This is a genomic window from Schinkia acidoalkalinis (genome assembly GCF_054301215.1).
The window spans coordinates 2505802-2529510 of sequence record NZ_CP182573.1 but is presented as its reverse complement, the minus strand read 5'-3'; the positions used below and the strand labels follow the sequence as shown (position 1 = coordinate 2529510).

General features: G+C 35.2%; 22 protein-coding genes, 1 rRNA gene and 1 pseudogene. 8 read left to right on the top strand and 16 right to left on the bottom strand.

Going from position 1 to position 23709, the window contains the following annotated elements; genetic code table 11:
- Positions 1 to 39: 39 nt before the first annotated feature.
- The 5 genes from pdxR (at position 40) to ACNQFZ_RS12930 (ending at position 3292) form a co-directional block, all read left to right on the top strand.
- The gene (pdxR, locus tag ACNQFZ_RS12950) at positions 40 to 1455 is read left to right on the top strand and encodes a MocR-like pyridoxine biosynthesis transcription factor PdxR (protein WP_458411760.1); all 1416 of its coding nucleotides are present in this window, start codon (positions 40 to 42) and stop codon (positions 1453 to 1455) included.
- 147 nt (positions 1456 to 1602) lie between these two features.
- Positions 1603 to 1824, top strand: coding sequence for a DUF1659 domain-containing protein (locus ACNQFZ_RS12945; RefSeq protein ID WP_458411759.1), 222 nt, complete (start codon positions 1603 to 1605; stop codon positions 1822 to 1824).
- Between the two features lie 34 nt (positions 1825 to 1858).
- Complete coding sequence (locus tag ACNQFZ_RS12940) at positions 1859 to 2080, top strand: DUF2922 domain-containing protein (RefSeq protein WP_458411758.1); 222 nt, start codon at positions 1859 to 1861, stop codon at positions 2078 to 2080.
- 194 nt (positions 2081 to 2274) lie between these two features.
- Entirely contained in the window at positions 2275 to 2454 is a 180-nt protein-coding gene (locus ACNQFZ_RS12935; protein ID WP_458411757.1) for a YvrJ family protein, read from the top strand.
- A 313-nt stretch (positions 2455 to 2767) separates the two neighbouring features.
- On the top strand, positions 2768 to 3292 hold the full coding sequence (locus ACNQFZ_RS12930) for a PepSY domain-containing protein (RefSeq protein ID WP_458411756.1): 525 nt from the start codon (positions 2768 to 2770) through the stop codon (positions 3290 to 3292).
- Between the two features lie 68 nt (positions 3293 to 3360).
- Here the strand turns inward: ACNQFZ_RS12930 and rrf are convergent.
- Positions 3361 to 3474, bottom strand: a 5S ribosomal RNA gene (gene rrf, locus ACNQFZ_RS12925).
- 846 nt (positions 3475 to 4320) lie between these two features.
- On the opposite strand from rrf, the gene ACNQFZ_RS12920 reads away from it, so the two are divergent.
- Together ACNQFZ_RS12920 and ACNQFZ_RS12915 are read left to right on the top strand one after the other, a co-directional pair.
- Positions 4321 to 4629 (top strand): transposase, encoded by a 309-nt coding sequence (locus tag ACNQFZ_RS12920; protein ID WP_458411755.1) that lies wholly within the window; start codon positions 4321 to 4323, stop codon positions 4627 to 4629.
- Between the two features lie 2 nt (positions 4630 to 4631).
- Positions 4632 to 5483, top strand: a pseudogene (locus ACNQFZ_RS12915) (IS3 family transposase); the annotation flags it as partial.
- Between the two features lie 269 nt (positions 5484 to 5752).
- On the opposite strand, the gene ACNQFZ_RS12910 reads toward ACNQFZ_RS12915, so the two are convergent.
- From ACNQFZ_RS12910 to ACNQFZ_RS12845, 14 genes are all read right to left on the bottom strand, one after another.
- Complete coding sequence (locus tag ACNQFZ_RS12910) at positions 5753 to 6448, bottom strand: HAD family hydrolase (protein ID WP_458411754.1); 696 nt, start codon at positions 6446 to 6448, stop codon at positions 5753 to 5755.
- 99 nt (positions 6449 to 6547) lie between these two features.
- On the bottom strand, positions 6548 to 7270 hold the full coding sequence (locus tag ACNQFZ_RS12905; protein WP_458411753.1) for an acylneuraminate cytidylyltransferase family protein: 723 nt from the start codon (positions 7268 to 7270) through the stop codon (positions 6548 to 6550).
- Positions 7271 to 7389: 119 nt separating this feature from the next.
- On the bottom strand, positions 7390 to 8973 hold the full coding sequence (locus ACNQFZ_RS12900; RefSeq protein WP_458411752.1) for a hypothetical protein: 1584 nt from the start codon (positions 8971 to 8973) through the stop codon (positions 7390 to 7392).
- A 40-nt stretch (positions 8974 to 9013) separates the two neighbouring features.
- Entirely contained in the window at positions 9014 to 10420 is a 1407-nt protein-coding gene (locus tag ACNQFZ_RS12895; RefSeq protein ID WP_458411751.1) for a lipopolysaccharide biosynthesis protein, read from the bottom strand.
- Positions 10421 to 10429: 9 nt separating this feature from the next.
- Positions 10430 to 11257 carry a 6-hydroxymethylpterin diphosphokinase MptE-like protein gene (locus ACNQFZ_RS12890; RefSeq protein ID WP_458411750.1) on the bottom strand — a complete coding sequence of 276 codons (828 nt, stop codon included), beginning with the start codon at positions 11255 to 11257 and terminating at the stop codon, positions 10430 to 10432.
- A 7-nt stretch (positions 11258 to 11264) separates the two neighbouring features.
- Positions 11265 to 12704 (bottom strand): hypothetical protein, encoded by a 1440-nt coding sequence (locus tag ACNQFZ_RS12885; RefSeq protein ID WP_458411749.1) that lies wholly within the window; start codon positions 12702 to 12704, stop codon positions 11265 to 11267.
- Entirely contained in the window at positions 12685 to 13785 is a 1101-nt protein-coding gene (locus tag ACNQFZ_RS12880) for a glycosyltransferase family 1 protein (protein WP_458411748.1), read from the bottom strand. Before ACNQFZ_RS12880 ends, ACNQFZ_RS12885 begins: the two co-directional genes overlap by 20 nt.
- A 273-nt stretch (positions 13786 to 14058) precedes the next feature.
- On the bottom strand, positions 14059 to 15186 hold the full coding sequence (locus ACNQFZ_RS12875) for a glycosyltransferase (protein ID WP_458411747.1): 1128 nt from the start codon (positions 15184 to 15186) through the stop codon (positions 14059 to 14061).
- A 24-nt stretch (positions 15187 to 15210) separates the two neighbouring features.
- The gene (locus ACNQFZ_RS12870) at positions 15211 to 16452 is read right to left on the bottom strand and encodes a glycosyltransferase family 4 protein (RefSeq protein ID WP_458411746.1); all 1242 of its coding nucleotides are present in this window, start codon (positions 16450 to 16452) and stop codon (positions 15211 to 15213) included.
- A gap of 32 nt (positions 16453 to 16484) precedes the next feature.
- The gene (locus ACNQFZ_RS12865; RefSeq protein WP_458411745.1) at positions 16485 to 17117 is read right to left on the bottom strand and encodes an acetyltransferase; all 633 of its coding nucleotides are present in this window, start codon (positions 17115 to 17117) and stop codon (positions 16485 to 16487) included.
- A complete protein-coding gene (locus ACNQFZ_RS12860; RefSeq protein WP_458411744.1) occupies positions 17114 to 17758 on the bottom strand; it encodes a sugar transferase in 645 nt (214 codons plus the stop codon). The genes ACNQFZ_RS12865 and ACNQFZ_RS12860 overlap by 4 nt, the downstream gene beginning before the upstream one ends.
- Entirely contained in the window at positions 17758 to 18873 is a 1116-nt protein-coding gene (locus tag ACNQFZ_RS12855; RefSeq protein ID WP_458411743.1) for a DegT/DnrJ/EryC1/StrS family aminotransferase, read from the bottom strand. Before ACNQFZ_RS12855 ends, ACNQFZ_RS12860 begins: the two co-directional genes overlap by 1 nt.
- 174 nt (positions 18874 to 19047) lie before the next feature.
- A complete protein-coding gene (gene galU / locus ACNQFZ_RS12850; RefSeq protein ID WP_458411742.1) occupies positions 19048 to 19941 on the bottom strand; it encodes a UTP--glucose-1-phosphate uridylyltransferase GalU in 894 nt (297 codons plus the stop codon).
- 185 nt (positions 19942 to 20126) lie between these two features.
- Positions 20127 to 20633: a sigma-70 family RNA polymerase sigma factor gene (locus tag ACNQFZ_RS12845; protein WP_458411741.1), complete on the bottom strand. Its 507-nt coding sequence runs from the start codon at positions 20631 to 20633 to the stop codon at positions 20127 to 20129.
- A gap of 387 nt (positions 20634 to 21020) precedes the next feature.
- On the opposite strand from ACNQFZ_RS12845, the gene ACNQFZ_RS12840 reads away from it, so the two are divergent.
- Positions 21021 to 21503, top strand: a complete 483-nt coding sequence (locus tag ACNQFZ_RS12840; protein ID WP_458411740.1) for a competence protein ComK — start codon at positions 21021 to 21023, stop codon at positions 21501 to 21503.
- A 61-nt stretch (positions 21504 to 21564) separates the two neighbouring features.
- On the opposite strand, the gene ACNQFZ_RS12835 is transcribed toward ACNQFZ_RS12840, so the two are convergent.
- The gene (locus ACNQFZ_RS12835; protein ID WP_458411739.1) at positions 21565 to 23385 is read right to left on the bottom strand and encodes a polysaccharide biosynthesis protein; all 1821 of its coding nucleotides are present in this window, start codon (positions 23383 to 23385) and stop codon (positions 21565 to 21567) included.
- Between the last annotated feature and the right edge of the window lie 324 nt (positions 23386 to 23709).

The following is a 23709-nucleotide window of genomic DNA, read 5'->3' as shown; positions in this document are numbered from 1 at the left end:
TATTTTTAATAGATCCAGATTAAAAGGAAGGTGAACATTATGCTAGAAATTACTCCTACACTGGATATCAGTAGAAAAGAGCCTCTTTACATCCAGCTGTATAATTATATTAGAAATGAAATACAAAGTGGAAAAATCCCCCCTCTAAGCAAGTTACCCTCCCAAAGAAAATTAGCTGAATACTTAAAGGTGAGTCGGAATACCATCGATGCTGCATACCAACAGCTTCTAGCTGAAGGATATATTCAAACCGAGGAAAGAAAAGGTTTTTTTGTTGTGGAGATAAAAAACGAACCTTTTTTGTTGAGTAATAAAGCAAATAATGCCGTATGGATGGAGAGTCAGAGCACGGATATCAAAGAACCACCCTCTATCCGCTATGATTTTAAACACGGGGACGTGGATTTAATCCATTTTCCATACGAAATATGGCGTAAACTAACTAATCAAGTTCTTTATTCGGATCAAAGCCATCTTTTATTAAACGGTGATCCTCAAGGAGAACTATCCCTACGCAGATTTATTGCACAATATCTTTACCAATCAAGAGGAGTCCGATGTTCAGCCGAGCATATTGTCATTGGGGCAGGAACGCAGTATATTATCAGTTTGCTATGTTGCATGATAGGTAGACAGATATCCTATGGTTTGGAAGAACCCGGCTTTCATCGAGTACGATTTGTATTAAAGGATTATGGGGCAGAGATTAAGCCGATCCCCCTTGATGAAAAAGGAATATGTATAACAGAATTACGAAAAAGCGGGGTGAAAGCTGCCTATGTTACTCCCTCTCATCAATTTCCCTTCGGAACCGTAATGCCTATATCTAGGCGAATGGAATTGATTGAATGGGCTAGAGAAGAAAATGGGTTTATTATCGAGGATGATTATGATGGAGAATTTAGATATCAAGGGAAACCAATCCCTTCCCTGCAGGGTCTTGATAACCATGGAAACGTGATCTATGTGGGTACTTTTTCAAAATCTCTCATCCCTTCCGTACGTTTAAGTTATATGGTATTGCCTCCTTCATTATTAGCGCTCTATAAGGAGAGATTCATCCTATATAAACAAACCGTTTCCAGACTTCATCAGCATACCCTGGGGCTCTTTATGGAAAACGGTCATTGGGAAAGACATATCAATAAGGTCAGGAATATATACAAAAAAAGACATGCCGCCATACTCTCAGCCATTAAAAATATAATGGGGGAAAAAGTACAGGTAATCGGTGCCGAAGCGGGCTTGCATGTTCTACTGGAACCAAATAATCATATGTCTGAAGAGGAGCTTATTGAATCGGCCGAGAAAGAAGGGGTTAAGGTATATCCCGTATCCATCTACTATGAAAATCCACCTACAAATCAAAGTTCAAAAGTTCTTCTTGGATTCTCTGGACTTAGTGAAAACGAAATTTATGAGGGAATCACTTTGCTTCAACGTGCTTGGTTTTAAATCCGGCTTTTTATGTAAAAATTGGCTAGGCGCGCGAAATGTGTTTATTGGCGCTACTTGAATGGAATGTTGATTAAAAATTTAAAATCCCATCTCCCTTTTTTCATCCACCCCCCTATTTATAGAGTGAGGGGAGGTGATGAACAAATGGCAGCAGAGGTAATGAACGATAGTCAACTAAGACTCCAGTATGATCAAGGTGTTGATGATGAGGGCAACCACATCTACAAGACAAAGAATTACAACAACTTAAAAACAACAGCAACACCAGATGGCATCCAAAGCGTTGCACTAGCAATGGCAGGCCTTCAACAGTACACATTGATTAGCATCCAACGTAACAGCAACTATGAAATCACAGCAGAGTAATGATGGCCTATAACAAAGGAAAGGAGGGACATTCATGGCTAAAAAGCTAGAGTTACAGTTTATCAATGTGGAAGGAAAAACAGCTACCATTTCAATCGACGATCCAATTGAGCCAGTAAACGCGGCAAATGTTGCTGCTGCAATGGATACGATTCTTGCAGCTAATGTTTTCGTATCTACCGGCGGCGATTTCGTATCGAAAAAAGGAGCACGCCTCGTAGAGCACAATGTAACAGAAGTAGACTTAGGTCTATAGTACAAAAGGGAGCCCAGTGCTCCCTTTTGTCACATGGGGGCGGTTCGTTTGGTCTACGGGTGGGTCCGGTCCACGGGGACAGGTCCCTTGTCCTGGGGGCGGGGGGACAGGTCCCTTGTCCCACTACCTGAATGGGACAGAGGACCTGTCCCCATGTCCCCATGTTCCACTTACAAAGAAAGGAGGAATGCAGTTTGGAACAACTACTGCCATTCATTCAAGATTATGGCTTTCCGGTTGTTGTCACGTTTTATCTACTGCATCGTGTAGAGACGAAATTAGATACACTAAATCAATCAATCCTAGAGCTTCCAGAAAGAATGAACGGGCAAGCTTACGAGCCAATAGCAAAGGCAAAGGATTCCGCTATCTGATGTATGCACCAAGGGGGCGGTTCGTATGGTCCACTCTTACCGGTATTCAGAGGAAATACTGGAATAAGACAAACGAACCGGCCCTTTGTCTCTTTAAGAGCCTCTATAATAATTTTGGGGCGTCACTGTGACGGAGCTTTATGAATCTATCCTGAAGCAAATGCCCTGTTGCAAGAAATTTCATCTGAAATAATGCTCATATTCCTTCTAATTTCGATCAAAAATTTCATACTTTTCACTTGCATATTTCATTCGTTCCTCAAAACTATAAGTTATTTTAATTTTATTACATAACTTGAAATGGGGGATTTACTTGAAAAGGACAAGAAAATTACATTTATGGATTGGACTTATTACCTCATTATTACTATTTTTAGAAGTTGGCTCCGGACTGCTTCTTACAGAACGTTGGATTATGAGTGGTGGTTCTCGTACATCTACTTCACATGAACATACTGCCCATTCTGGAGTCGAAACTAGCAAAAAGTTAAGTATGACAGATGCAATTAAGAAGGCAAGTGAAACTGGGGCTTTCAATTTAGATAAGATTTCTGTAGTAATGAATCATGGAGCATACATAGTTGTATTAAATGATGCTAAGCGGACTACAATCACCATATCACCAGATGGAAAAATTATTGGAAAAGAATCCAATGGATTTGCTGCATTTGTTAGAGGATTACATGTTGGACAAATTGGGGAAGTAAATATTAAATGGGTATTGGATATTGTTTCAATCAGTCTCCTTTTCTTAACGGGAACTGGCATTTATCTATCTTTGAAAATTATTAGAGCAAAAAAACGACGACCTAAAAAACCAATTATAAATGCAGCCTAAAACTAATCAAAATTAATTAGAAATAATAAAAAAGAGTAGCATAATTAAATTGCTACTCTTTTTGTTTTGCTTGGCAGCGTTCTACTCTCACAGGGGCAGCCCCTACTACCATCGGCGCTGAAGGGCTTAACCTCCGTGTTGGGAATGGGAACGGGTGTGACCTCTTCGCTATCCTCACCAAACACCTAAGAAGCAAAAGAACTATTCAAAAATCATGATCATCCTTTCTCCATTATAGTCCCGCATTTTTCTATAGACTCGTTTGAGCAGCTTATTTTTACTAATTCGGTAGAAGTACCAATCCATTATGGTTGTAAAGATATAGAAAACGTCATTTCAGGCCTGTAAAGAAAAAATTAATGCCTATGATGTCTTCTATATGCCCTCATTGGATCTGGCAACCAGCAAAATAACGAGAGGCTAACAAAATATTCCTATCTCCTATTTGGCACGAGACTGATATTTGGGAACTCAGGGAGCTTCCCCATATTACTAAAAGACTGTTGGTCTGTCAGCTTGTTAAGTTAACAACTTATATTGTATAATGATACTAGAGTAAGGGTAAAATAAAGACCAAGTGCGTGAACACTTGGCCAAAGCAACTACATGCCGCATGAAGAGCGGCTGACCGTTTAAAATAGTTTCTTACAAAAAAGTAGCTATCCTAATCCTTTTGGTCGGGGGAAGGAACGGCTACTTTTTTCTTTGGTTGACAATGATTAAAACCGTTGTAAATAACCCTATCAGAACTAAATTAGATTGAAGGGCTACCATCACTGCTTCATATATTGTCATAATTTCCACCTCCCTTCTCGGGAAGTGGCCAACCGTCCACCCTGTATATATTGTTGCTGACTTTAGTTTATCAGTTTAATAATCTAAGTTCTACAAATAATCAATCAACTTTAACACTATCATTCTGCAATTCTCGACAAATTCCGGGCGGTGACAGTGAATCGCGCCCACTACAGTAGACACGTATAATTCGGGAAATCTATGACCATAATTGTCATGAAGGAGTGAATTATATGTCTACTAAAAAGAGATTTCATAAACGATATTCGTTTGAACTCAAACTGGAAGCAGTTCAAAGAGTATTGGCCGGAGAAAGTGTAAAGATTGTTGCCAAACATCTAAAAGTCGCCGATCCTGATTATATTTATGAGTGGATTAAGAACTATGAAATATATGGAGAAGTGGGTTTAAAGCCTAAACTTAGAAATCATCCAACATTAGATAAAGATTATGTGATTAAAGAGCTAGAAATGGAGAATGAAATCTTAAAAAAGTATCTGCAAATTCTGTACAAGGAGGGAAAAAAGCCAAATTCAAAGTAGTTGATGAATTAAAGCGTAAATACCCTATTGATAAGATTTGCAAAAAATTAGGTGTATCAAGGTCTGGCTACTATAAATATCTCAAAAACAAGGGTAAAAAGAAAAAGGAATCTACCAAAGACAAAGAAATAAAAGAATATATCACTATAATTTATCATGAACACAATAAAAACTTCGGTTACAGAAAAGTACATGCTGAATTAAGAGATAAATATAATCTGCCCGTAAGTGAAAAAGTGGTACGAAGGTTGATGAAAGAATTAGGCTATAAAAGCCAGTCAAGGAAAACGAAGAAGAAATCTACAACTATCAGTAAGGTAACCGCTGCTGGGCACATTTATGACAATCTATTAAAACGTGATTTTACCACTACTAAATTAAATGAAAAGTGGGTCACAGATGTAACAGAAATACCTGTTGCAGATAAAAAGCTATACCTATCAGCCATCATGGATCTTCACAATAATGGTATTTTAGGATATCAAATCTCCAAAACTCATGATGTTCAACTGGTTGAAGATACACTGCTCTATGCATTAGAAATTAGAAAAATAGATAATAAACTTATCATCCATTCGGACCGGGGAATGGCCTATCGTTCTAATAGATGGAAAGAGTTAATGGACACCTACACTATCAACCCTAGTATGTCCAGAAAGGCCAATGCCATTGATAATGCCTGTATTGAAAGCTTTTTCTCATACTTAAAAACTGAAATACATGAATTAAAAACAGCTAAAAGTATGGAAGAGGCTACAGAGCTAATCCACAGCTATATTCGTTATTACAACCATAACCGTATCCAAGGGGTGTTAGATTACCGTACACCAGTCCGTTTCGCCAAAGCGTGTTAACAGATGAGGACCAAGGACTATTTTTTCTCCTTCTCAGCTTGATAACCAAAGCTCAGGAAGTTGGTAGACTGTCAAGTGCTTTCCTTGACTGTCTACCAACTTTCTGAGACACTCCAAGATGATGAGAAGAGAAAAAGCACCAGGGCTTATCAGCCCTGGCTTAAGCGGCTATATCCGAATTTATACTGTCTACTTTTTGGATCGCAATGCACAGGCACCCAGAACTTAGAACTTTATACTGTCTACTTTTTGGATCGCAATGCATAGGTTCAAGAACTTTGGGGGCTTGAATACAGTGACTGAACCATTAAGAAGTCATCTAAAGTGTTAATAACCACTTTTGCTTCTCTTCTACAAACTTCATCCTGCTCTTTTGACTGAACTGTATACCTATTCATATAAATAAAGTCTAAATTGTGTTCCTTGGCAGTATTAAGGTCTGATAGAGCATCTCCAATAAAAACAGCCTTAAGACCCAGATTATTATCTAATATTGATGCAACACATTCAGTTTTTTTCTTTGGTGACCCATAGATTGCTTCAAAATACTGTACTAAACTCCTCTGCTCAAAAACTTCAATTAGTTCTCTTTCATCACTTCCCGAAGCAACATAAAGTTTATGGCCTAAAATATTTAATGAAGAAAGTACCTTTTTAACACTAGGAGTTAACTCAGCGATACTATAGAGTTCTTTACATAATTTTTCATATCGATCTAAAAATAAATGGAATTTTTTATCATCATATGGTTCATTAGCAAATTCATTAAAGAATTCCCTGAATTTAAAGTACCTCGATATTCCAAATGTTTTCTTACAGTGATCAACAAAACTTTCAACTATATTATTGGGATATCCATCAACAGCTTTACCGAATGCCTCACATTTTAACAAATTAGAATCAATTATTACCCCATCACAATCAAAAATTACAATATCATACTCTTCTAGCATGTTTATAATCATTAAAATAACTCCTATTTTATATTTCCACTATAATAATATTATAGAATAATGATTAAGCACTTTAACAATATAAGAATCATTAGCCTTATTTAGAAAAAATCATTTATTTAGTGAGCTAATCAAATTATTTTTTGACCATAAAATCTCAGCAAGTTCAAAGTCTTCTTCCCAATCAACATCCATAGCTTGATAGCTATTTAACTCATACAAGTATGGATTTACACCCACTCTATCTTGTAGATTACGATAAATACTAATATCGCAAAGGAAAATACCACTGTTTAATTCATATATGGGATTCATGGTTTGGGTACGGGGCCATTTTTCATTTGTACGATTATAATTAATAGGCTGACCTTGTTTATCCCAAAAGAACTTCTGATGTTTAGTAACTGTAGTTAAAGAATCACAAATCTTCTGTTCCTTAAGTTCTTGATATGCTCTAATTGCATCTGTATAAATTGTTGAAGTGATAAAAGGACTTGTAACATGAGTCCATAGTATTTCCCCTTCTGGTATAATCTGACCGACATATTTAATTAACTCATCTGTTGATGTTTCTGAGCTTGCTAACTCTTTTGGCCGATTATCAATTTTATATTTTTTTGAAGAAGAACTTAAAACTGTCTCACAAATTGTAATAACTTCTTCATCATCTGTTGATACAACTATCTTGTCTATCTTTTCACAATTTATTAGTTGCTCAATTTTAATTCTAGTTAGTCCTCCTTGAATTCCAGCAAATGTTCGTATGTTTTTTTGTTTTACCCTTTGGCTTCCCTTTCTACATGGTAAGAAAGCTATAACTGGTGACTGATTCATTTTAAGACCTCCAACTTTAGACTAATAATTAAATTAGAAAATAATTCATTACCTAAGTTAATTTTTTTCTATGAAAAATATTTTCTTCCATGGTTGAGAGCCGAAAATCATGGATGTTTTTATTTGTTTTTATTACCATGAACTATTAATGAGTATAGAGAGTTTACTTCAATATTATATTTTGATGGAGTTAAACTAACCAATTTTTGATTTAACTTTGAATATTCATCTATAATAGTTTGATTCTCTTCCCTTAAAATTTTATTAGTTTGTGTTTCTACATCATATCCATCAAAACCGATTAAATAGAAATTATTAATACTCAGGATATCAGTAACTTTTAACGCCATAAATAAAGGAGCATCCTTGGTGAAAATTTTATCCCCAAATAGTAGTGAATCAATATTCGAATTTCCAATTAAAAAGTACTTAGAATTTAATATTTGTTTTTCCATCTCATTAGAAACTATAAAATTCAATGTTTCGCTTTTATTAATATTGGACTTAACTTTTTTTACTTCATCTCCAGGAAGACACACTAAATTGTTAAATCCTTTCTCTAGAAATAAATCCAAGTGTTTTGTTGTAGAATGGATAAACAAGATATTAAATTTACTATTTAGTATTTTAATACCTTCAATATGTTGTATTACAGATGTTCCACCACCAACTAAGACAGTAAAATCATAATCACTACTAGTAAATCCACTATGCGATAATTCAATGGCCTCATTAATTGTATTTTTGGGTTTTTCGTTGTATAGTTTATTTTTAATTATTTTAATAATATTATTAGTTGAAAAACGTTTTAAAGAAATAAGATCCATAACCTCTCCCTGTGGAAGATTATTAAACCCTGAGATCATATAAGGTAATGATGTTCCCCAACCATACTCTGCTTTTAACTCATTAAACCTTTCTACAAGTTCTACTAAATTTGTATAGTCTAAATCAATATTATAGTTTGAAGCTATATAAGAGCATATCAACTCAGTACTTAAATTACCGGCACCTCGTCCCATTCCAGTAATAGTTACATCAACTATATTTACACCAGCATTAATTGCTTCTAATGAGTTTGCATAAGCTAGTTGAATATTATCATGACCGTGAAATCCAAATGCTAGATCATTATATTCTTGCCTAATAGTTAAGAATTTATCTTTCACTTCAGAGGGTAAACAGGCACCGTATGAGTCCACAAGATAAATAAAGTCGATATTTTCTACATGGTCAAGGATAAAATTAACCTCATTTATAATTTCTCTAGCACTCTTTTGTGATAGATACATTAGATTCAATGCAACTTCAAATCCAATTTCTTTTACTCTCCTAGCAAATAATACAGCGTTATTAATATTGGTAGGAGAAACAGCAAATCTTACAAGATCTATTTTCCCTTTAAAATCTTTCAAAATATCTTCTAATTCCTCAACATTTTTTATATCCTTTGTGTTAATCATTATTGCAATTTTCTTGGATGAATTTAATTGCTCTTTGATTCTGTTAATGGTTTCAATGGGTGTATAAAAGAATTCACCTAGGTAATTTTTTTTTGCAGGACTCCTATATCCAATCTCTATATACTCAATTGGTAATTCGGAAATTGTTTCAATATATTTATCTAAAAGATTTCGTGGAAAGTCCCAGTTTGTATAATATCCACCATCTCTTAATGTACAATCTAAGATTTTAAATTGCATGTAAACTCCTCCGATATTACTATTTGGTCAAGTACTTTTTCTACTTTAATAAAGCTGCAAACCTCTCATTTTTTAGTGATATTATTATATAAATACTGAATCCAATAATGGACAATGCCCATCTTAAAATAGTATAGTCTAAAATTAAATAGGACAAAATTACTGCAACAATCATATTTATGATAGGTTTAACGTATATTTTAAATGGAAATAACTGATTATCAAGTTTACGAGCTGCATAATAGTGGATTCCAAAAGATACTATATATGCAATAACTGTTGTAAAGGCTGCAGCAAATGCACCATATAATGGTATGAATATTAAATTAAGAAGAATGTTTACAAGCGCAGCAATCCCTGTATTAATCGCAATAATTTTCGTTGATTTATAAAAGTATTCAAGATCAACAGAAATGGAATATAAAAATATAAAGAATGAGGCCAATAATATAGGAGCAATTAATATTTTTCCACTCCAATATTCCTCTGGGGACATTATTTCAATAATCTCTGGGCTTACCATGAGGATTATAATCATAATTACCACAACAACTTCAATATATAACTTAACATTTCTATTTATAACATTTCTCTCGCCATTTTTTAGATTTTTGGTAAACCATGGTATCCACACATTTTCTAATGATGTTGTGACAACAAGTGCAATCATACTAAAACTATATGCTAGGCTATAAATACCTGTCTCTGATGCATTCCGAAAAGCCGTTATCATAGTTCTGTCTGATGTATTTAATATATTTATTGATAGACCATGGAATATTAAAGGTAATGATAATCCAATTGCATATTTCCAATATACTCTGTTTATAAAGCATTTACTTTTAATAAAATAATAACTTAGATAACAAACTCCTATTATTGATGTAACTGCAACATACGGGATTATTCGACCAAAATACTGCTCTTCCCCATTCATTTTCCACAAGAAAAAAACAGATAAAATCGTTATTAGAATGTTAGGTAAAGCTAATAGAATAGTATTTTTTATATAGTCTATTGATATCATGTACTTTATAGAAATACTATTAATAATAAATGTCATAAAAGATTGTAATAAGCATAATATTATTAATATGATATCTACTTGATTAATATAAATATAGGATATTAATAGTATTATTGCTGAAGTTACTAAGAAGTTTAGAAGAGATAGAAAAAAAATTGAAGAAATATAATCCTCTATCTCTTCCTTAAAATCTATATACGCATTTCTAATTGAATTCCCTAATGATAGTCCAACAACAACTGATAAAATTGTAACCCATGACAAATAGGTATTTACTATACCGTAGTCGGACGTTGACATCATCCTTGTAAAAATAGGTGTTGTTAAGAACACAATTGCTTTGTTAAATAAGTTACCGAATAGATAAAAACTCCCTGCCTTTGTACCTTTATTTTTTAATAATTTAGCCAATGAACTCATAAACTTTCCTCATCCCAATACTTCATCTAAATCCACTCGAGGAAATACTTCAAGCATACCACCTCTGGTAGCATTAAATATTTTAATTTCATGAGCATCCCCGTACCTTTTTGCTTCCATATATGCTATTGTCATACGGTCTCCTGCTGTTTTAAAAGTAGGGTCATAGTGCCCCGATTCTATAAAATGTTGCTTATTCTTATCTTCAGAATAATTATTATCACAGCCTAATAAGTAAATCTCTTTAAATCCCATATAAACTGCTAATTGGATTAGCGAGTAGGTAATTGAATATCCATCATAAACTGTACGATAACAATTATCGCTAAATTTCGCAAAATACCTATGTTCATAACCTTGCTCATATAGATGATACGGGATATTAAGTGGATATTGAATCCAAAAAGAGTTAACTTTAAATTTTTTTGCAATATTGTCACTTATTAATACATTAGATAAAGCAACTGAATTTAAAGTCTCCTCTAACTTTTCATAAACATTCTCATCCTGTATCCCATAATATGTTGGTCTCCATTTAGCGTTATCTAATGCTAAGCAAATCGAATTCATAGAAAAAGTATATTCGTTATGCAACTTTTCTAAATCTGACATTAACAAACTTGGACCAGTTGCTATTATAAAGCATCGCTTTCCTTTATGAATATTATATAATTTTTTCAAGGGATGATATTTTTTTCCACAAGCTCCTTTTTCTCTTAATAAAGCATTTAACTCGATAAAAACATTTATACTTTTAATTTGGATTTTTCTTAAAAGAATAACCATTTTCCTTAAGATAGGATATTTTTCTAATAATTGTTTTAGTTTAAGATACAAGATAAACTCACCTTTCAATAAAAATCCGATATCTATTACTTGAATACTTTGCTAGCATTAGCATTGGAAGGATAGTAAAGAAGAACCTCGCCCCAAATATTGTAAAGTTATACATAATAGGTGCAACACTTGAATATATCGCCAAGAATAACCATGTACAATACATCCATAAATTAGTTTGATCTCTTAATTTTTCTTGGAACTTATATGCTGTATTTACAAAAAAGACTGATACTAAAGGTGATAACAAAAAACCTAAATAATGATAAGCTTGTCCAATGGCAGGAATAATATTAGCTGGAGCATTATTTTGATAAGTATATAGTGAAACTAACCGCATATCATTCTCTAATCCAAATAGAGTAGATCGAAATGGTATCATTGCATAAAAGTCAAAGAAAAGTGTAGTCAATTTAGAACTGTTATTAATATTAAAAACCCCTGCCAAATTACTTACTCCAGGAAAATATGCTTGGAACATAAAAGATGTATTTTCTAAAGGTGTAGAATCTAAATAAACATCTCTGGATTTTAGCAAGTAAATATTTAAAAGTATGAATATAAATGTTAATCCAGATGTTAGTATTAATCTAATCTTATTCTTTGGATAAAGTTTTAAAATAACAATAAATAAAACAATTATTACTAAGAGAGTATAAGCAGTTTCATTTGTCATAAAGAGTAGATTAGAAAATGCAACAAAACATGAAATTATCGCAGGAAAAAACCTATCGCCAAACTTGTTCCGAAGCTGATAAATTAAAAACAATGGTATAAATATTTGTAAAATAGCAAAGAAAAAATTAAATAATGTGAATAAAATTCGGTCAACAGTTCCAGTAACCAATTGTTCTGACGTACCCAATAGAGTAACTAATTTATCACCTTCGAAAATAGAAACATAAGACGTTTTAATTTCGGGGACTTTAATGTAAGCAAAAACACATAAAAGTATAATTAAAAATATCGCTAAACCAAAGATTTTTATTTTCTTTTTTGTATATGACTCTATTGAAGACTTTTCTCCCCTTGAAATATCTACCACTTTACTACTACGCCAAGCCAAAAAAATAAACACTATAAAGCTTTCATATATCATTAAAGTAATTGCTTTGTTTACAATCCCTGAGTTAAGAACTTTAAAAGCTCCATAATAATTACCAAACATCATAATTAATGGTGTAACAACATTTCTTATGGTATAAAGTGAAATAACAACTATATTTGTAAGTTTATTAAATATGTTTTTATAGGCTTTGAATGATAAAATATTTATTAACCCAAAACAAATCGGTAACATCGGAAGCCACACATAATAATCCGGTCGTAATGTATCAAATAATATGGTAATCCCCGAAAAAATACTTAATAGAACAACAAATATAAGAAATATAATATCTGATAAATGTCCTACTTTTTTTCCTGAACTAGCTTTCATATTGCTCATAAAATGACTCCATTTTTTTTGCCTCTTGTTTTATATCATAGCCCGCCTTTTTTATCTCTTCTGATGTATCTCTTCTAATATATCCCCTTTTAAATTCCATTATTTCATTAGCCCAATTTTCAGCCGAGTTATCTAATGAGATATATTTAATTAAATCAGTAACATCAACTTCTCTTGTAATTGTATCAGAGGTTATACATTTTAATCCTGAAGCTTGTGCCTCAACCAATACTACTGGCAGTCCTTCAAATTTTGAAGGTAACAAAAAAATATCCATCGCATTTAATAAGTCACTAACATCTTTGCGTACCCCTAAAAACTTTACTACATTTGTTAATCCAAGATTATCAACTTGTTTTTTTATTTCTTCCTCAAGATCCCCATTTCCAATTAAAATCAATATTGAATTTTTGTTTACTTTATACAGCTCAGAAAAAATTCTAATAAGAAACTCATGATTTTTTTGAAAATCAAACCTAGCAACATTGCCGACTACAAATTTACCTTCTAAATCTAACTCTCGCCTTATTTTTTCTCTAACATCTTTGTTAAAAATAAATCTTTCTACATTTATTGCATTATTTATCACCTGTGCCTTTCCTTTTTTCACTGCACGCTCTCCCCAAAAGGATATTGCTGCGTCTTGACCACAAGCCAACCAGTTAGTCGAGTGCTTCTTTAGTAAAGTTGTTAATATTTTTATTATTATTTTACGGTGAAAGCTCTCTTTTCTATATGCCAAGTGATTGTGTGTAATACGCATATTTATTTTCGCCTTTTTTGAAAAATATATTGGAAGAGCACTACTTGCGCCTATATGGGAATGTACTATATCGTAATTTCCATAAGAAATAATTTTTTTTGTTAATGCTAAATTTTTAATTGGTGATTTTCGTAATGAAGGTATATGGAATATCTCTGATCCAAGGTCTTTAAATTGCTTTTCAAGAAATCCATTTTCCCCATGGGTAATAAAGTCAAACTTAAAATTTTCTCTATCCATATTTGAATAATAATTAAAAAGCATCCTTTCTACCCCTCCACCATCTAAAGCAGTTACTATATGCAATACTCTCACCATATTTTCGCCTCAATTCAACACTTCTTTAGATTTTTTAACCTGATTTTGATTATTGTCGACAATAACAGCAAGAATTTTCTTATTACTTTCTTTATAAACTTTTAATGTCCACTCTTTAATTTTCTCTTTGAATTTGAGTCTAGTTACTTTAAAACGGTAAAATCCAGACAAGCCACTATATATATTACAATATTTAGCTACCAATACTTCAAATGCTTTCCTTATACATAAACTATAAATATACTAATTGTTGAGGAATCAATATTTCTAAAACTATATTTTAATAATGCTCTGGTACATTTTTTCATATTGAATAGCAATTGTATCCCAACTCAAATTTGTTTTACTCCACTCTTTTGCCGATTCACCCTTTTTTATTAAAGTGTACTTATCCGTGTTAATTATTTCCTCTAGCCCAAAAGCAATGCTATTAACTGTCCCTTCAACAACAAAACCACCATTACATTTTTCTATAATAGTTGCCATGTTAGTCCCTGGTGTGACAATACAAGGCATTCCAGCATCCATTGCTTCAAGAACAGCTACTGGCATTCCTTCATATCTTGAAGTGTGAATAAATAAATCACATTTATTATAATAAGTATTTTTATCATCACCATATTTCGGTCCTTCAACACTAACTACTTTTTTTAAATAATTACTTGCTTCCAATCTTTTTAAAACAACCTCCTTATCAATTGACGTTTCAAATGGACCAACCAAATATAAGTGTAGTTTATTACTAAAAACATCCGGTTTACTATCTATTGCATCTAATAAAAGGTCTAGTCCTTTATGCTTAATATCTAATCTTCCTAAGAATAAAAGATTTACTTTATCACTATTTTCTTGATAATTTTTCTTTTCAAATCCTAATGAATTTACCCCATTATAGATAAGTTTAAAATTATGCTTTCCGATAATATCCTGAACATCTCTACATTCTTCCTTTGCCATTACATGAATAGCAGCAGCCCGTCTTAACATTTTCTTGATAAGTAGATTTATTGCAATAGTTTTTTTAACTCGACTATGCTTAATAGCAGATTTCATCAAATTACCATGTATAGAAACTATATAAGGAATATTATTTCTATATAAAAAATTCGCAATAATTATATGGTTTATATCATAAATTCCATGTATATGAACAACATCGTATGTTTTTAAATTAGGTACATACTCTAAGATATTTTTTGTTTTTAAGATTCGTTCCCCCGATGTATGAAAATACTTCACTCCTAATAGATTTGCAAGTCTCTCTCTTTCCTCATTATAATCATAAGCGGAAAATACATCGATAATATGCTTTCTATCTAACAACCTTCTTATTATTTGTTTGAGTACAGATGTCGGCCCACAGGCTCCTGTATCAAACAAAGCAATTTCTAATATTTTCATTTTTAAATCTCTCCTGGTAGACATCTACTTTTGGATTATGTTTAATACATGCTTATAATAATCATCAAATATTTTTCTGCGATCTCCATATTTTTCTATATATAATCGACCGTTTTTTCCATATTCTTTTAGTTTGATAGGATTTTTAATCATTTCAATTACCTCGTTCGCTGCATTTTCTATGTCATCAAAGTCAACATAAATGCCTGACTTGGCTTCATCAACTACAATTTCTTTTGATTCACCCCAAATTCCACAAATAATAGGTTTACTTAATGCCATATATTGAAATAGTTTATTGGGTCTTACAAGTTTAAAGCTTTCTACTTTCTTTAAATTTGTAAGACACACATCAGCATGCACCAAATAAGAAGGTACCATATTTCCAGGGACCGCATCTTCAAAATGCACATTTTCAATCTTTTCTTTTCTTGCAAATTCAACTAAATTTTTCTTGTCATCCCCGTCACCAATAAAAATAAAAGATATTCTTCTTTCACCATATGTTTGAAGTTTACTATTAATAGACTTTACCATTTTCAAAACTGGATAAAGATTATTTGCTCTTCCGTGAGCACCTAAATACATTATTTTAAAATCATCTTTCCAAACCTTATCCTTAATTAAATCAACTTCTTTTTTAATATTGTCATATAAATCGAGATTAACTCCTAATGGTGCTAACCACATTTCACATGTTTTTTTCAGTAACCCCTTAACATAATTAATCATTCCATTTGATACCGGTGCAATAGCATCTGAAGTATTGTACGTGTAATTAGAACATTTTTCCATATATGTTATTGCTAATTTATTTTTCAAACCCATATCCACCAAAAATAATGGCCATAAATCTTCAACATCAGTAATTAATCTAATCTTTCTTAGCTTTATAGCCCAAATATTAAAATTTGATATTGGTGGAATACTTAACACAATTGCATCGATTTCTCTCGAAAAGAGAATTTTTAATGCTGTAATCAAGTCAAAAACTGTATGATTAATTTGCCTTAGTAAAGAACTTCTTCTGTAAGGAGTACTTTTTATCCGGACTAATTTTAGGTTATCTTCATAAAAACTAGATTGTAATTTAATCCCTTTTAGATCATTGTGATTTTTACCAGTATGGTGGTTATATCCGCACATCCAAAATTCAACATCATGAGTCTTTTTGCTCGCGAAATACTTTGACATATCATAATGTTTTGTTGCCCCTGGTAAATCGGGTGTAATTCCATATTGATTAATAATTACTATCTTTTTCAAAAAACGACCTCCGTTATTCACTTTAAACCATATTAAATTAATTCCCTTGATAGTCTCTTAACGGGCGCTCCTACATATGTTCCAGTCTCTTTAATATCTTTCATAACTAATGCACCCGCCCCAATTTTACATCCACTAGTAATATTTACGTTATTGCTTACTATACTACCAATCCCTAACCACGAACCTCGTCCAACCTTTACCGTACCTGCCAGATGCGCTCCAGGTGATATGTGAACAAAATCTTCAATGATATTATCATGGTCTATTGTAGAACTCGTGTTAACGATGCACCCTTTACCTATTCTAGTACAACAATTAATAACTGCTCCGGCCATAATAGCTGTTCCTGTTCCAATTTCCACATACTCTCCAATAATTGCCTTTGGATGAATTAACACTGGAATACTCGAGCCAGCTATTTCAAGTCTCTCCTGAATTTTTTGTCTCGTAAGATTATTGCCTATTGCAACAAATACTTCGTATTCATCTATGTGTTCAAAAACTTTATCTGAAGTTCCAATGACCTCTAAACCTAAAGATACTTTAATATTTTCATTGTCATCTAAGAATGCAATACTCTTCCACTTATTCATTCTTAATGCAATATCAGCCACAACTTTCCCATGACCACTTGCGCCTATTATCAGAAGTTTTTCTTTCATAGTTCCATTCTTTCCTTTTGGTTTCCCTTAAATGGTTCCATAGTAGCAGCCGTCTCCGAATTAATTCCTTCCCGAACGAATACCTTCTTAATCGTTAAAAAGATAATCTTCCAATCCTCAATAAAGCTGATATTATCAATGTACTCAACATCTAAATCAAACTTTTCTTCCCAACTAATTGCATTTCTACCATTAACTTGTGCCCAACCTGATAATCCTGGTCTTACTTCATGACGCCGTTTTTGATGAGAGTTATATAACGGTAGATACTGTACCAATAGCGGTCTTGGACCAATTATGGACATATCACCCTTAAAAATATTAAAAAGTTCCGGTAGTTCATCGAGAGATGTAGAGCGTAAGAACCGACCAAACTTTGTCAACCTTACACTATCTGGAAGTAACTCCCCATTCTCATCCCTCTCATCCGTCATCGTCCGAAACTTATACATCGTAAATATCTTCTCATTCAACCCCGGCCTTTTCTGCTTAAAGATGACTGGACTACCTAGCTTCGTTCTGACAAGAACAGCGACTATTATAAAAACCGGGCTAAGAGCAATAATAGCAATCAAAGAAAGGAGAAAATCCATCGGTCGCTTTATAAATCTTCTATAAATTCCGCCTTTATCAGGTTTCATTATTTCTCCCACAACCCCTTAATAACCTTTACAACTCTCTCCAAATCCCCATCTGTCATCTTCGTATCCGACGGCAAACAAACCCCATTCTCAAATAACTTCTCCGCTACACCTGTCCCAACAAAATCATACTTCTCAAAGAACGGCTGCATATGCATCGGTTTCCAAACTGGCCTTGATTCAATATTCTCAGCTTCCAATGCTTCAAATACATCAATCGGCCTCACTGTACCAGTCAAAGTCATTGAACTCAACCAAAAATTAGGCTCATTCCAATCATTACTTGGCATGAACTCAACACCCTCAAGTCCGCCTAGCTCTCGCTTATAAAACTCAAATATATATTTCTTCTTCGCAACTCTTTGATCTAAAACATTAAGCTGCCCTCTACCAATCCCAGCAACAACATTACTCATCCGATAATTAAATCCTAATTCGCTATGTTGATAATGCCTTGCTTGATCTCTAGATTGGGTAGCCCAAAATCTTACCTTAGCTATTCGCTCTTCATTATTAGAAACAAGCATCCCGCCACCAGAAGTAGTGATAATCTTATTCCCATTAAAAGAGAAGATGCCATAATCACCAAAAGTCCCTGTATGCTTACCTTTGTAGTAAGTACCTAAAGACTCAGCAGCATCTTCTATAACCACAACATTATGTTTCTTACAAATCTCCATAATCTTATCCATATCAGCAGATAAGCCATATAAATGAACAACAAGGACTGCCTTTACTTCTGGATATTTTTCAAACGCTTCTTCTAACGCTTTAGGACTCATATTCCAAGTTTCATAATCACTATCTATAAATACTGGAATCGCATTTTGATAGATGATTGGATTGGCTGTAGCAGAGAATGTAAGTGTTGGACAGAAAACTATATCCCCCTCACCAACTCCAGCAGCTTTAAGAGCCATATGAATCGCAGCTGTCCCAGAAGAAAGCGCAGCAGCAGCTTTTGACCCAACCTTTGCCGCTAGTTCTCGTTCAAATCCATTTACATTTTCTCCAAGAGGTGCAATCCAGTTAGTATCAAAAGCTTCCTTTATATATTGCATTTCATAACCCTCATCACTCATGTGTGGTGAAGATAGGAATATTCTTTCAGCCATTATCTTAAGACTTCCTTCCTTTGTTTAAGTTAATAATTTAGTGAAATAGTACTTAATCGGAATATCATATCTCTACTCAAACTAACTACTAAACCACTAAATATTTATTACCATTCAAAAATTCCACAAAACAAAAACAAGCCCCGAAAGGGGCCTTCGTTTACCAATCATCAACTACTTTACAACTCTCTCCGCTTCAACCACATCTCGCAAATACTCCATCACACTATCCCGTAAATCCTCCCGCTCCAACGCAAACTCAATCGTAGCCCGAATAAACCCAAACTTATCCCCAACGTCATGCCGTTTCCCTTCAAACTTATGTGCCACCACAATCTGCTGCTCATTCAACAACTTAATCGCATCCGTCAACTGAATCTCTCCACCAGCACCAGGCTTCACATTATCCAACACATAAAAAATCTCCGGACGTAAAATATACCGCCCCATAATCGCATAATTCGAAGGAGCATCTTCACGCTTTGGCTTCTCCACCAAATCATTAATCCGGAAAACACCCTTTTCAATTTCCCCGCTATTCACCGAAATAATCCCATACTTCGAAACATCCTCATCCGGCACCTGCTGCACACCAATGACCGAAGAATTAAACCGCTCATACACATCAATCAACTGCCGGAGCGCCGGCTTCCCCGGCGAATGAACAATATCATCCCCGAGCAACACCGCAAACGGCTCATCCCCAATAAAACGGCTCGCACAGGCAATCGCATGCCCCAAGCCCTTCGGCTCTTTCTGTCTAATATAATGAATGTTCGCTAGATTACTAATGCTTTGCACTTCCTCAAGCAAATCCCATTTCTCTTTCTTCGCCAATGTCTCTTCTAACTCATACGATTTATCAAAATGATCCTCAATCGCCCGTTTTCCTCTACCAGTTACTACTATTATATCCTCAATCCCCGAAGCCACCGCTTCTTCGATAATATATTGAATCGTTGGTTTATCTACAATCGGCAGCATCTCTTTCGGCTGTGCCTTGGTTGCCGGTAAAAACCGCGTCCCTAATCCCGCAGCTGGTATGATCGCTTTTCTAACTTTCTTCATCCATTACTCCCTCCAATGTAGTAGTTTGTTGGTTAGGATATAAGTTTTTCTTTAATCCTATGTCTATCCAATAACCTTAATCTAGGAACTTATCAAACTAACAAACAAATTACTTCTTCTTATCCAAACACGATATTCCCAAAAAAACAGCCCCGAAAGGGGCGCATATATAACTTCAACTTACGTTATCTCCTATGAATCTCCCAATAATTCCCCAAAATCTTCCTCAACGCTTCCCTGCGCCAGTTTTTAACCCGCATAACCGGCACCCCTAACTCTACCGCAATCTCCTTCGGCTTTTTATTCTCAAAAATCCCCTGCATCACCCACGTCATTTGCTTGTCTGACAAACCCTTGCAATAAGACAAAATAACCTCTCGTTCCAACGGATCTTCATCATCAAGTGCCGGAACAGACTCGAGCATGTCCTCACCAAAGACTGTGTGATGCTCATCAAAGGCCCGTTCCTTTTTTAAATAATCCAGCATCCTCCCTCTTACCATCATTTGTGCAAAGGCAGGAAAAAATCCCTTTTCTGGATTAAAACGTTGATGGGCCTCCCATAGGCCAATGAGGCCAATCTGGAAAAACTCCTCTTGATTTTTATAGATTTGCAATGACAACATTTGCTTCTTCACCATCGGCTCAAACTGCAACAGAACATCTTCAATTGATTTGTTTTGGTAAACCAAGAAATGGTCCTTTCGAAGCTGCGCACCTTCCGGATATTCCGCGGTACCCTAACTTTAAAAGAACCATTCCAAACCGTCACATCGCTGAACTTTACGTATCGTTGCCGGAATTTGCTCCATACTTCACGTTTGCACTATAGAAACGTAACAAAACAACCAAACAAAAGCGCCGATACGTGACGTTCTACCATAATTTTAATGAAGCAAACAGGATTACTTTTTAAATATATTCGACAACAAAGGTTGAAATATTATAAAAAAAGTATAAAATTATGTCAATTTTTCGTCTAAAGGTATTGCATTATTCTGATTTTTCAGCAATAATATTTTCAAGGGCATTTTCTAGGTCCAAAGCCTCAAAAAATCGCAAAAAGGAGTGTGTTAATCATGTTTAAGATTTTAGACGACTATGAAGTGAATTGCAGTACCATGGCTTTACTATCTGTCGCACACATTGACTATTGTACGATTGTAATAGAGGAACAGCAGGTGTTGTACGTCAGAAAAACAACAACCGAAATCGTGAAAGTAGCCTGTCTAGTAGGTGGCGCTTCCTTCGAAGGAAGATGTAAAGCCATCCGCCATTGTACCGGCATGGTACAAAAGGTACCGGTTGCCATCAATCCCGGATTACATATCTATGCCTTTCCGACCCAATCACCAAAAGCCTTTGAATGCAACTGGATCTTCTTCAACCATGTCAAATACATAAACACATTTAAACTTCCAAATAAAGAAACAAAATCAAGAATTTTATTTAATAACGGGCAGTACATCGACTTGGATGAGTCCCTCTATATATTAGAAAAACAAATGAGAAAAACCGCCATGTGCGTCGTATGGTTAACACCAAAACCGGCTACTTTTTAGTTGGTTGGTTAGGGAGAGCTCGGGGAGCCCTGAAGGGGTGTTCCCCGTAACCCCTAACCCACTAACTACTAACCACCTCATAGGCTTCCTCGTCGACCCGATTATTCGCTACCATCAACAAGTACTCCCGAATCTCCTCATGATTCATGCCCTCATACTTGTCCATAAAATAATCCAAGACAACTCGTTCAATCAACACAGCCTTGCCAACATGAATCTTCGGAAACACCTGCTCTTGATGGACTTCATTCTCATTCAATAGCTCTTCAAACATCTTTTCACCAGGACGCAAGCCTGTAAATTCAATCCCGATTTCATCGATGCCATAGCCAGACAACTTAATTAAGTTTTTCGCTAAATCGACTATTTTTACCGGATCACCCATATCAAGAACAAAAATCTCACCGCCGCGCGCCAACGCCCCTGCTTGAATCACAAGCCTCGACGCCTCCGGAATGGTCATGAAATAGCGCGTCATTTCCGGATCGGTCACCGTCACCGGGCCGCCTCTTTGAATTTGCTTTTTAAACAAAGGAATGACACTGCCGCGGCTTCCTAGCACATTGCCAAAGCGCACCGCCACAAACTTCGTCTCACTATTTTTCGCCATCTGCTGAATAATCAGCTCCGCAAACCGCTTTGTGGCCCCCATGACATTCGTCGGGTTGACGGCTTTATCAGACGAAATCATGACAAATGTGCCGACACCAAATGTATCCGCCGCCTCTGCGACATTTTTTGTACCAAAAATATTATTCTTCACTGCTTCCACCGGATTATATTCCATCAACGGCACATGCTTATGGGCTGCCGCGTGATACACAACATCCGGTCGATACAGTTCCATTACACTAAAGATCCGTGCCCGGTCTTGAATATCGCCAATCACCGGAATAATCTCAATGACATCACGATAGTTTCTCTGTAGTTCCATATCAATTAAATAAATGCTATTTTCCCCATGCCCAAATAAAACGAGTTTACTAGGCTTAAACTTACAAATCTGCCGGCAAATCTCAGACCCTATCGATCCACCCGCACCCGTGACAAGCACCGTTTTCCCGGTAATGGACCCAGCTATTTTTCCCGAATCAAGCTGCACCGGCTCTCTGCCAAGCAAATCCTCCACCTGGACATCGCGGAACTGATTCACCGACACCTTCCCGCTCATTAAATCCTCAATCATCGGCAAAATTTGCGTCTTTGCCGATGTTTTTGAGCACTCTTGAAAGATCTTGTTCAACTCTTTCTTACTTAACGACGGAATTGCAATGACGATATTGGTAATGTTCTTCTCCTTCACCGTTTGTTCAATGCATTCAACCCCGCCCACAACCGGTATCCCTAATATTTCAAGCTGATGCTTGCGGACATCATCATCCACAAACACAACCGGAAGTAGCTCCGCATCTCGGTTATGCTGCAACTGCCTGACCACCATTGTACCCGCAGCCCCTGCACCAATGACAAGCGTGCGCTTGCGGTTGCTGTTTTCTTTTATAAAAGAATCACGATAAAGCCGCCACGAAAAACGGACACCGCCAATTAACAGCAAGTGCAACATCCACGTGATCGCCAGCGCTCTGAAATAAATATCGTGAAACACAAGGCCCTGTACGACTGCCGCAAACACAATCGTCAACGTAATCGCCTTAAAAATGCTCGCCAACTCGCCGATACTCGCATACTGCCATACTTTTTTATAAAGTTTAAAAACATAAGCAAAAATATGATGACCGATTAATAATGAAAAAGCTGTTACACCCATAAACACCGTAAACACATGTTGCGTATCTAATATGTACTGACTGAAAAAAATGGCAGTTAACACAATAGCTGAATCAATTCCAACAAGAAATGACAGCCTCTTTCGATACGTCACTAAACATTCCTCCTTTTCCACGGGGACAGGTTCCTTGTCCCTAAAAAAATAAAGACTCTGGATAAACTGCTTTTCGGGACGCGGGGACAGGTTCCTTGTCCCCCTTTCCCAATCCCAAAACAATCTATCTAGAATCTTTATTATTGGTAAACAACGGTCGTCGGTGCCCAGAGCGCAGGGACAAGGAACCTGTCCCCGTGTCCCGGGCATCGGCGACCGACGCACAAATCATATTTAAAAGGGCATCCAACCCCACCTCACATCACACTTTCGACGACCCGCGTCTAAGGCACTGCACGAACAGTCCCACAGCATAACCGAGTG

Bases quoted from the DNA above. Each gene is read 5' to 3' on its own strand.
- ACNQFZ_RS12945 (WP_458411759.1), top strand. From the start codon at position 1,603: ATGGCAGCAGAGGTAATGAACGATAGTCAACTAAGACTCCAGTATGAT.
- ACNQFZ_RS12860 (WP_458411744.1), bottom strand. From the start codon at position 17,758: ATGAAACCTGATAAAGGCGGAATTTATAGAAGATTTATAAAGCGACCG.
- ACNQFZ_RS12875 (WP_458411747.1), bottom strand. From the start codon at position 15,186: ATGAAAATATTAGAAATTGCTTTGTTTGATACAGGAGCCTGTGGGCCG.
- ACNQFZ_RS12895 (WP_458411751.1), bottom strand. From the start codon at position 10,420: ATGAGTTCATTGGCTAAATTATTAAAAAATAAAGGTACAAAGGCAGGG.
- ACNQFZ_RS12910 (WP_458411754.1), bottom strand. From the start codon at position 6,448: ATGATTATAAACATGCTAGAAGAGTATGATATTGTAATTTTTGATTGT.
- pdxR (WP_458411760.1), top strand. From the start codon at position 40: ATGCTAGAAATTACTCCTACACTGGATATCAGTAGAAAAGAGCCTCTT.
- ACNQFZ_RS12880 (WP_458411748.1), bottom strand. From the start codon at position 13,785: ATGGTGAGAGTATTGCATATAGTAACTGCTTTAGATGGTGGAGGGGTA.
- ACNQFZ_RS12940 (WP_458411758.1), top strand. From the start codon at position 1,859: ATGGCTAAAAAGCTAGAGTTACAGTTTATCAATGTGGAAGGAAAAACA.
- ACNQFZ_RS12905 (WP_458411753.1), bottom strand. From the start codon at position 7,270: ATGAATCAGTCACCAGTTATAGCTTTCTTACCATGTAGAAAGGGAAGC.
- ACNQFZ_RS12865 (WP_458411745.1), bottom strand. From the start codon at position 17,117: ATGAAAGAAAAACTTCTGATAATAGGCGCAAGTGGTCATGGGAAAGTT.
- galU (WP_458411742.1), bottom strand. From the start codon at position 19,941: ATGAAGAAAGTTAGAAAAGCGATCATACCAGCTGCGGGATTAGGGACG.
- ACNQFZ_RS12900 (WP_458411752.1), bottom strand. From the start codon at position 8,973: ATGCAATTTAAAATCTTAGATTGTACATTAAGAGATGGTGGATATTAT.
- ACNQFZ_RS12920 (WP_458411755.1), top strand. From the start codon at position 4,321: ATGTCTACTAAAAAGAGATTTCATAAACGATATTCGTTTGAACTCAAA.
- ACNQFZ_RS12840 (WP_458411740.1), top strand. From the start codon at position 21,021: ATGTTTAAGATTTTAGACGACTATGAAGTGAATTGCAGTACCATGGCT.
- ACNQFZ_RS12885 (WP_458411749.1), bottom strand. From the start codon at position 12,704: ATGAGCAATATGAAAGCTAGTTCAGGAAAAAAAGTAGGACATTTATCA.
- ACNQFZ_RS12855 (WP_458411743.1), bottom strand. From the start codon at position 18,873: ATGGCTGAAAGAATATTCCTATCTTCACCACACATGAGTGATGAGGGT.